This is a genomic window from Lacticaseibacillus boliensis, assembly GCF_054784775.1.
On the sequence record NZ_BAAIHN010000009.1, the window covers coordinates 86708 to 95000 of the forward strand.

The window sequence follows — 8293 nt, forward strand, 5'->3', positions numbered from 1 at the left end:
CGCCGCTTTGGCTACTTGAACCAGCCATCCCACTCTTTTTCGAGTTTGCGCAAGGCGTTGCCGCGGTGGCTGACCTTGTTTTTCTCGTCTGGCGTCATTTCTGCCATCGTCTTGCCGTATTCTGGCAGGAAAAAGTAGGGGTCGTAGCCGAAGCCGTTGTCGCCTTGAGGCAGCCCGATGATCCGACCATCGACTTGCCCGCGTACCACCAAGTCTTCATCGGGCTTGCCCGGCCGCGCCAAGGCCAACACGCTGACAAAATGTGCAGTGCGCTTGGCTTCAGGGACGCCGGCGAGTTCCGCCACCAACTTCGCGTTGTTGGCGGCGTCGTTGTGGCCTTTGCCGGCATAGCGCGCGGAGAAGACGCCGGGTTGGCCGCCGAGGGCATCGACCTGCAGGCCAGAGTCATCGGCCAACACCGGCAGCTCCAGCGCCTTGGCGTAACCGTTGGCCTTCAGCCGCGCGTTTTCTTCAAACGTGGTCCCGGTTTCTGGCACGCTTGGTAGCTCTGGATAGTCTGCGAGGCTTTTGACGGCGACGCCGAGTTTGGCAAACATCGCCGCGATTTCTTTGACCTTGCCGGCGTTTTTAGACGCCACCACCACCGTTGTCGGCAGGCTGGCCACAACGTCTTGCGGCTGGTCGGTGATGTCCACGTGCTGCGCCTGGATCTTCTCGTCCAGCCACTGTGACGCGATGGTGTCAAACATCTCCGCGCCCCCAGTCGTGTAATATTCCCGCGTCGGTTGGGTCGCCGCCGGGTTGGCGAGGTCAAAATAATCCAGCAACATCGACACGTCGCTGACGGTTTCAGCGCCGGAATCGATCAAGGTGACCTTGTCGCCCATCACGTTTTGAATCAGCGGGCGCAACAGCGGGTAATGCGTGCAGCCCATGACCAAGGTGTCGATGTTCATGCGCGTCAGTGGGCGTAAGGTCTCTGCCACGACTTTTTTGGCAACCGGTGAGCGCATCTCGTTGGATTCGACCACCGACACAAACTTAGGCGCGGCCAGGCTCGTCACCTTGACGCGTTTGTCTTTGTTGCGGATGGCGCGTTCATAGGCTTTTGAATGCACCGTCCCCACCGTGGCGATCACCCCGATATGGCCCGTGGTCGACTGCCGTAACGCGGCGCGACTGCCGGGCTGAATGACGCCGATCACCGGGATCGATAGCTTGGCCTTCAAATCATCCAGGGCCGCCGCCGTGGCGGTGTTGCAGGCGATCACCAGCATCTTAATGTGCTTGTCCAGCAAATAATTGACCATCTGCCAGGTAAAAGCGCGCACCTGCGCGGCAGGCCGCGGTCCGTATGGTAGGCGTGCCTGGTCACCGAGAAAAATGATATTTTCATTAGGCAACTGACGCAAGGCTTCTTTGACCACGGTCAGCCCGCCTACACCGGAATCGATGAAGCCGATTGGTTGAGTATTCATCAATACGTACTCCCTTCCTTGAACCTTAATTGTCCCCGCTTTTGCAGAAAAATTCAAGTCGCAAGCACGGCCGCTTTTCGCTATAATAGACAAGAATAGGAGGCAATCATGGCCAAAGCTAGTTATCCAGAACTACTCAACCTCTCCGCAGAAGGGCCGCTGTTCGGTCAGCTGATGTTGCGGGATCTGTTGTTGCCCGATCTGCTGGGCAAAGAAAACGAAGCCATCACTTACTGGGCGGGCCGCAGTCTCGCTCGTCGGTTGCCGGTGGTCGAAGCGGACCTAACGACGCTGTTTGCACGCGTCGGTTTCGGCACGCTGACATTGGCTGCCAGCAAACGCCACCAGCGGACCTACACGCTCAGCGGCACCGTCGTTGCGACGCGCATGGCAAACTTCAAAGATCCCGACTTCCGCTTAGAGGCTGGTTTCTTGGCGCAAAGCCTCCAACAAGAACTCGGTTGCGTGGTCGAAGCCAGCGCAGACGCCGATCGGCACAAACAAAGCGTCACGTTGACTGTCATTCTCGACGAAAAAACCGTCCAGCCACAAACCCAAACGCATATCTCCCTGACTGATGCCCTGTAGCAGTCAGTAATAGCCACCACGCGATCGCGTGATGGCTATTTTTTTACGCTTAGTCGGCGTGTTGGCCAAGCTGTTTGGCCTCGGCTTCGATGCGGGCAAACTCCGCGTCGGCGTCTTCTGATGAGACCCGGTAAAACCGCTCGCCCACGCGTTTGCCTAGAGGCTCGTTGTGATGGGGAAACCGGCCGCCTGGAATCAGCTGAACGCTGATCAGCGACTCCGCCACCGCCACTTGATGTGTCGATTGCTTCAACACAGCACGGCGCGGCTTTTCGATCGTGGTCAAAACCGTCTGCAGCCGGTCGAGCATCTTGGAGGTGGGCATCAACTCTTTTTGCGCCGCCAGCCACCCGTCAAAATCGATTTCGGTATCGATATACTGGGCGGTCAATTCATCGAACGCCGGCTTTTTACTACCGGCGAAGCGCTTGCTGAAGCTGCGCGCCTTGCCAACAATCTCTTTGAATTGATTCTCTTGATACTTGGCGATTCTCGGGGCGTCTTCCGCATTGGCCAAAGCCGCAGTACCAACTTCCGCGATCAAACTCACCCGATCGCCGATGTCCGGGCGATCGGCGACGATCTGGTCGAACGGAAAATACAACGTTTCCGGTAGCGGCCACTCTTTGACCTCAAAATCGGTCAACACCGCGCTGTCGACATTAAGCTTTACCATTTCTACTGTCGTGTGCCTCCCCGTGCTGATGATCGCATGAATCACCTGCACATCGACGATCACCCCTTCAACGGTGAACTCTGCCAGCCACTTTTTCATCGTCATGCCTGCATCTCCTTAATGGGCGTCAAGCCACGCCGCCACCGCGGCCTGGGTCCAGCGGTTTGCCTCTTGATAATACCCTTGGCTACCGAAGTTTAGCGGCAGCCCTTGGTCGTTACGGAAAAGTTGGGAGCGTCTGAACGCGTCTAACATCGCTTCTTGATACGCCGGATCTGCCGCCTGTTCGGGATCATAATCTGCCTGTGGCCACCGCGGCTCTCCATAGCGGCCGCTTGCGGCAACATGCTTGTACGCCGTCATCGTCAATACCGGAACCACCAACCCCAAGCGCTCTGGCGAATAGGTGGCGGCGATGCCCACAAGCTTCGTCGCCAGCGCGGCAAACTTCTTACTTGTCTTGGGGATCCGGGCCGCGACCACGCGCTCGCTACGGCTGATGAAGGCCGCCAAGGAAAGTTCCCCGGCGACATAGCGCTGACTCAAGCGGCTGAGCGTCTTGGCGACAACCGCCCATTGCCGCGTTGGCCGCTGATATTGCTGTACCCATAAGGCAAAGGCAGTATGCACTGCTTGCCGCTGGGCCATAGTCGCCTGTGATAGCTTTTTGGTCGCACGTAAATCCGGTGGCACCACTAGCCATTGTCTTTCCAACCACCCATGCACCGTCACCTGATCAGAATACTGCAATGGCTGTAACGCCGGGCCGGAACTGGCGACGACCAGTTGTTTGGTTGCGGCTTCTTCAGTCGCTTCCTCGGTCTGAGCACGGTCTCTTGGAAGCAACAACTCATTCGTCATCGTCAAAAACACCATTTGCCGGGCAACCGGCAAGGGCTTGCTTCCGGCGCGCTTCGCCAGCCGATTGACCGCCACCCAAAATCCGGCGACGCGTTCAAGATGCCCGTCTGGAAAATAGCGTAAGCGCGACGTTTCGCCGACCAACGTCCCGACGACCCACAGCCAGCGCCCGTGATTCATCGACGTCACCTCCTTAGTCATGATTATACAGACCAATATTTAGATTGTCGCGTTTGACGCCTATATATCAATTTATATGAAGATATCTTGTTAATAGACCAATTTAAAAAATATGTGCAAAACGCTTGCATTTAGATTGTACACGTGCTATCTTGATAACGAATTCATCGTGTCTCCTTGAAGCGGCACTGCAGGGTCGCTTGCTTCCATGGGGGCATACTGGATCGGGTTCGCCGGCCTCGTGCCGGGATCCTACTACCCAGAGCGCACGCGCCATGAAGCTGTGTGACCATACCACGGCAAGGACAGGGTAATCGAACCGTACCACCAATATAAGATGAATAAAAACAACGAAGAGCTAGGCAAAGATTGGCCTGCCGAGACGCGTTTTGGTACCTCAAAACGCGTCTTTGTCGTGCCTTTAATTTGCCGTTGCGTATTCACATTCGTTAATCCAATCTGATTGCCTGCACAACCTGATGAAAGCCCCGATTCATTTTGACACCATCAAGAACCACCGATTCCGCAAAAAAATCACTTGCACGGCATACGCCTGTTGCAAGTGATTTTTCTTTTGCGTGGTGGTTCATCCGAGGGTGAAGGGGCGTTATGGCGACCGATTTGGAACGGCAGATTAACCTTTGTTGAGTCGCAACAACGCCACATCACGACCGAGCACCTGCGCCAACCCTTGCGCAACCGGACAGTTGGCAACGATGAAGGCCGCAACGGTCAGATACGGCACCGCTTCAACGTTGGCGTTTTTCAAAAACGGCGCGTAATCCGGATGGTTGAAGCGCCCCAAGAAGCGGGTATTGGCTGTGAACGCGTCATTCAGCCACCACTGCGTCAAAGCCGCCATGTCGGTGAAGTCGCGCTGCAAGACCCCATTTTTGTCGAAAAGCTCAACATTTTGCTGATTTCCTTGGGCATAGCTGATCGTTCCCGTCTTGGCGACAGTACGTCTCTTCTTTCAAAATGCCGCGATCATCAAACAAGCCGTTGGCCGCTTTCGGCAGTTGGATCGGTGTCTGTCCCACGCTGCTGTCGGTTGCCTGCAGTCGCAGCAACTGATTGATCACTTGCAGCTTTTGGCCATCGATTTCATATCGCGCTGCCCAGGCATCGATCTCTTGTTGCAGGTTGATGTCCAAATATGCAGAATACAAGCCGACTTTTTCGACGCCCGCCTTCAACAAGTACTGCACGATCTGGCGCCCGTTTTGGCAGGAACGTATCCAGCGCAAACACAAACGTGCTGTCGTCGAGATTCAAGGGATTCCACTGCTGGCGCTCAGTCGTACTCGATGTAGCCATCGACTTGTGTGCCGCATTGCTTAGACTTTAAAAACTTCATTGCTACCCCTCCAAAGATAGTTAGAATTTTTATCCACTAGATTTACTTCATAACCAGCTCCCCCATCACGATTATTTAAACATCAATAGATAAAAAGCACCGAACCGGCATCATTGATACCATTCGGTGCTTCCGGCATTAGTTGCTTTTTACAAAGCTAATTTTTGCGCTTACGGCGGTCGCCTGCTAAACCAATCAGACCAAGGATCAGTGCGCCACCAAATGCTGTAATGGCAACACCGTTCTCTTCACCAGTGCTTGGCAATGATGCTCTGGATGTCGCCGCATCGGTTGCCGGCAGTGTTGCTCGAGCACCATCAGTCGTGCCAGTGGTTGTACCAGCATTCACTGGCGTAGTCGTCACGCCGGTTGCTGGTTGCGTCACTTGACCAGGTTGTGCCGTCGTCCCTGCTGGGTTCCCAAGGTTCGTCGCAACCGTTCCTTCAGCATCAGTAGCTGGCAACGAGTTCCGAACACTTGCGATCGTATCTGGTACCTTGACTGCCGTCATCGAACTCGACAGCTTGCCAGGTTCGGTTTCGGTGATGCCAAGGGTCGTGCCCGGCTTTACAGTGTCTGCTGGTACGGTGACATCAAATTCACCATTACCATCGACCACACCTTCACCCACAACATTACCGTTCGGATCCTTAACTTGAACCGTTGCGCCTGGAACGCCATTGCCTTCGATGTGAACGTTGCCGCCCTCATCAACAGTCGAGGTCACGTTGCCCGGTGTGACAGAAGTGTTTGGCATCTTAATTGTTGCGCCATCACTTGGCTGCTTACCATTTTCGGTTTCGAAAACAGTAAGGTTGTCACCAGGGTTAACCACGCCACCTGGAATGTGGATTTCGAATTGACCATCGTCACCGACGATTCCTTCACCGATTACTGAGCCACCTGGCGTCTTGATCTCAACCGTTGCGCCTGGGGTACCAGAACCTTTGATATAAACACCACCATCGACAGTGCTACCAATTTCGATACCACCTGGCGTCTTGGACTTATCGTTCGTCGGTGTGGTTTCTCCGCCAGTAACGGCATCCGGCACCTTAACGATCACCTGGCTACTTGGATCTTTGCCCGGCTCCGTTTCGGTGACGCTCAGACCATCACCTGGCTTGACGGTCCCTTCTGGAATCTTCACTTCAAACTGACCATCGTCACCAACGGTGCCTGTGCCTACAACTTCACCTCCCGGTGTCTTGACTTCAACCGTTGCGCCTGGGGTACCAGAACCTTTGACATAGGTTCCACCATCGTCCGTTGTCACGATTTCAACACCGCTTGGTGTCTTCGACTTATCGTTCGTCGGTGTGGTTTCTCCGCCAGTAACGGCATCCGGCACCTTAACGATCACCTGGCTACTTGGATCTTTGCCCGGTTCGGTTTGGGTCACACTCAGTCCATCACCTGGCTTGACGGTCCCTTCTGGAATCTTCACTTCAAACTGACCATCGTCACCAACGGTGCCTGTGCCTACAACTTCACCTCCTGGTGTCTTGACTTCAACCGTTGCGCCTGGGGTACCAGAACCTTTGACATAGGTTCCACCATCGTCCGTTGTCACAATTTCAACACCGCTTGGTGTCTTCGACTTATCGTTCATCGGTGTGGTTTCTCCGCCAGTAACGGCATCCGGCACCTTAACGATCACCTGGCTACTTGGATCTTTGCCCGGCTCCGTTTCGGTGACGCTCAGACCATCACCTGGCTTGACGGTCCCTTCTGGAATCTTCACTTCAAACTGACCATCGTCACCAACAGTGCCTGTGCCTACAACTTCACCTCCTGGTGTCTTGACTTCAACCGTTGCGCCTGGCGTCCCTGTACCCGTGACTTCCGTGCTACCGTCTTCTTGACCTGTTGCGGTAACGCCGGTCGGTGTTTCAGACTTCGTCCGTTCTGGCGTCGTTACAGTTACGGTCGTCGTGTCACTTGGATTCTTGCCTGGTTCGGTTTGGGTCACGGACAGCGGATCGCCTGGTTTTGCATCATCCTTTGGCACGGTGACATCGAACTTACCGTCGTCACCGACGGTGCCAGTCCCTACCACTTCACCTGCTGGATTCTTCACTTCGACAGTGGCGCCTGGCGTCCCTGTACCCGTGACTTCCGTGCTGCCATCTTCTTGACCTGTTGCGGTGACGCCGGTTGGCGTTTCAGACTTCGTCTGTTCTGGCGTCGTTACAGTCGCAGTTGCTGGATCACTCGGCTGCTTGCCATCTTCTGTCTCAGTGACTGTCAGATCGTCGCCTGGTTTTGCATCATCCTTTGGCACGGTGATATCGAACTTACCGTCGTCACCGACGGTACCAGTCCCTACCACTTTGCCATCTGGGTTCTTCACTTCGACAGTGGCGCCTGGCGTCCCTGTACCCGTGACTTCCGTGCTACCGTCTTCTTGACCTGTTGCAGTAACACCGGTTGGCGTTTCAGACTTCGTCTGTTCTGGCGTCGTTACAGTTACGGTCATCGTATCGCTTGGATCCTTGCCTGGTTCGGTTTGGGTCACGGACAGCGGAACGCCTGGTTTTGCATCGTCCTTTGGCACGGTGACATTGAACTTACCATCGTCACCGACAGTACCAGTCCCTACCACGTCGCCTGCTGGATTCTTCACTTCGACAGTGGCGCCTGGCGTCCCTGTACCCGTGACTTCCGTGCTACCGTCTTCTTGACCTGTTGCGGTAACGCCGGTTGGCGTTTCAGACTTCGTCTGTTCTGGCGTTGTCACAGTTACGGTCGTCGTGTCGCTTGGATCCTTGCCTGGTTCGGTTTGGGTCACAGACAGCGGATCGCCTGGCTTTGCATCATCCTTTGGCACGGTGACATCGAACTTACCATCGTCACCGACAGTACCAGTCCCTACCACGTCGCCTGCTGGATTCTTCACTTCGACAGTGGCGCCTGGCGTCCCTGTACCCGTGACTTCCGTGCTGCCGTCTTCTTGACCTGTTGCGGTGACGCCGGTTGGCGTTTCAGACTTCGTCTGTTCTGGCGTCGTTACAGTTACGGTCGTCGTGTCGCTTGGATCCTTGCCTGGTTCGGTTTGGGTCACGGACAGCGGATCGCCTGGTTTTGCACCGTCCTTTGGCACGGTGACATCGAACTTACCATCGTCACCGACGGTGCCAGTTCCTACCACGTCGCCATCCGGATTCTTCACTTCGACAGTGGCGCCTGGCG

7 protein-coding genes are annotated in these 8293 nt (G+C 55.3%); 1 reads left to right on the plus strand and 6 read right to left on the minus strand.

Translation table 11 applies throughout. The features are described 5' to 3' along the window. Positions 1–11: 11 nt before the first annotated feature. On the minus strand, positions 12–1439 hold the full coding sequence (gene racE / locus ACYVRB_RS05915; RefSeq protein ID WP_461214177.1) for a glutamate racemase: 1428 nt from the start codon (positions 1437–1439) through the stop codon (positions 12–14). A gap of 108 nt (positions 1440–1547) precedes the next feature. On the opposite strand from racE, the gene ACYVRB_RS05920 reads away from it, so the two are divergent. Then, a complete protein-coding gene (locus ACYVRB_RS05920) occupies positions 1548–2027 on the plus strand; it encodes a DUF2507 domain-containing protein (RefSeq protein WP_461214179.1) in 480 nt (159 codons plus the stop codon). Positions 2028–2076: 49 nt separating this feature from the next. Here ACYVRB_RS05920 and ACYVRB_RS05925 read toward each other — a convergent pair whose 3' ends face one another. The 5 genes from ACYVRB_RS05925 to ACYVRB_RS05945 all read right to left on the minus strand — a co-directional run. After that, the gene (locus tag ACYVRB_RS05925) at positions 2077–2808 is read right to left on the minus strand and encodes a hypothetical protein (protein ID WP_461214180.1); all 732 of its coding nucleotides are present in this window, start codon (positions 2806–2808) and stop codon (positions 2077–2079) included. Positions 2809–2820: 12 nt separating this feature from the next. Then, complete coding sequence (locus ACYVRB_RS05930; protein ID WP_461214181.1) at positions 2821–3744, minus strand: hypothetical protein; 924 nt, start codon at positions 3742–3744, stop codon at positions 2821–2823. A gap of 634 nt (positions 3745–4378) precedes the next feature. After that, a complete protein-coding gene (locus ACYVRB_RS05935; RefSeq protein ID WP_461214183.1) occupies positions 4379–4627 on the minus strand; it encodes a hypothetical protein in 249 nt (82 codons plus the stop codon). Between the two features lie 22 nt (positions 4628–4649). Next, positions 4650–4991: a hypothetical protein gene (locus ACYVRB_RS05940; protein ID WP_461214184.1), complete on the minus strand. Its 342-nt coding sequence runs from the start codon at positions 4989–4991 to the stop codon at positions 4650–4652. A 267-nt stretch (positions 4992–5258) separates the two neighbouring features. Further along, on the minus strand, positions 5259–8293 hold a 3035-nt coding region (locus ACYVRB_RS05945; RefSeq protein ID WP_461214186.1), incomplete at its 5' end, for an Ig-like domain-containing protein.

Coding starts and splice junctions, on each gene's coding strand:
- ACYVRB_RS05925 (WP_461214180.1), bottom strand. CDS start 2,808: ATGACGATGAAAAAGTGGCTGGCAGAGTTCACCGTTGAAGGGGTGATC.
- ACYVRB_RS05920 (WP_461214179.1), top strand. CDS start 1,548: ATGGCCAAAGCTAGTTATCCAGAACTACTCAACCTCTCCGCAGAAGGG.
- ACYVRB_RS05930 (WP_461214181.1), bottom strand. CDS start 3,744: ATGAATCACGGGCGCTGGCTGTGGGTCGTCGGGACGTTGGTCGGCGAA.
- racE (WP_461214177.1), bottom strand. CDS start 1,439: ATGAATACTCAACCAATCGGCTTCATCGATTCCGGTGTAGGCGGGCTG.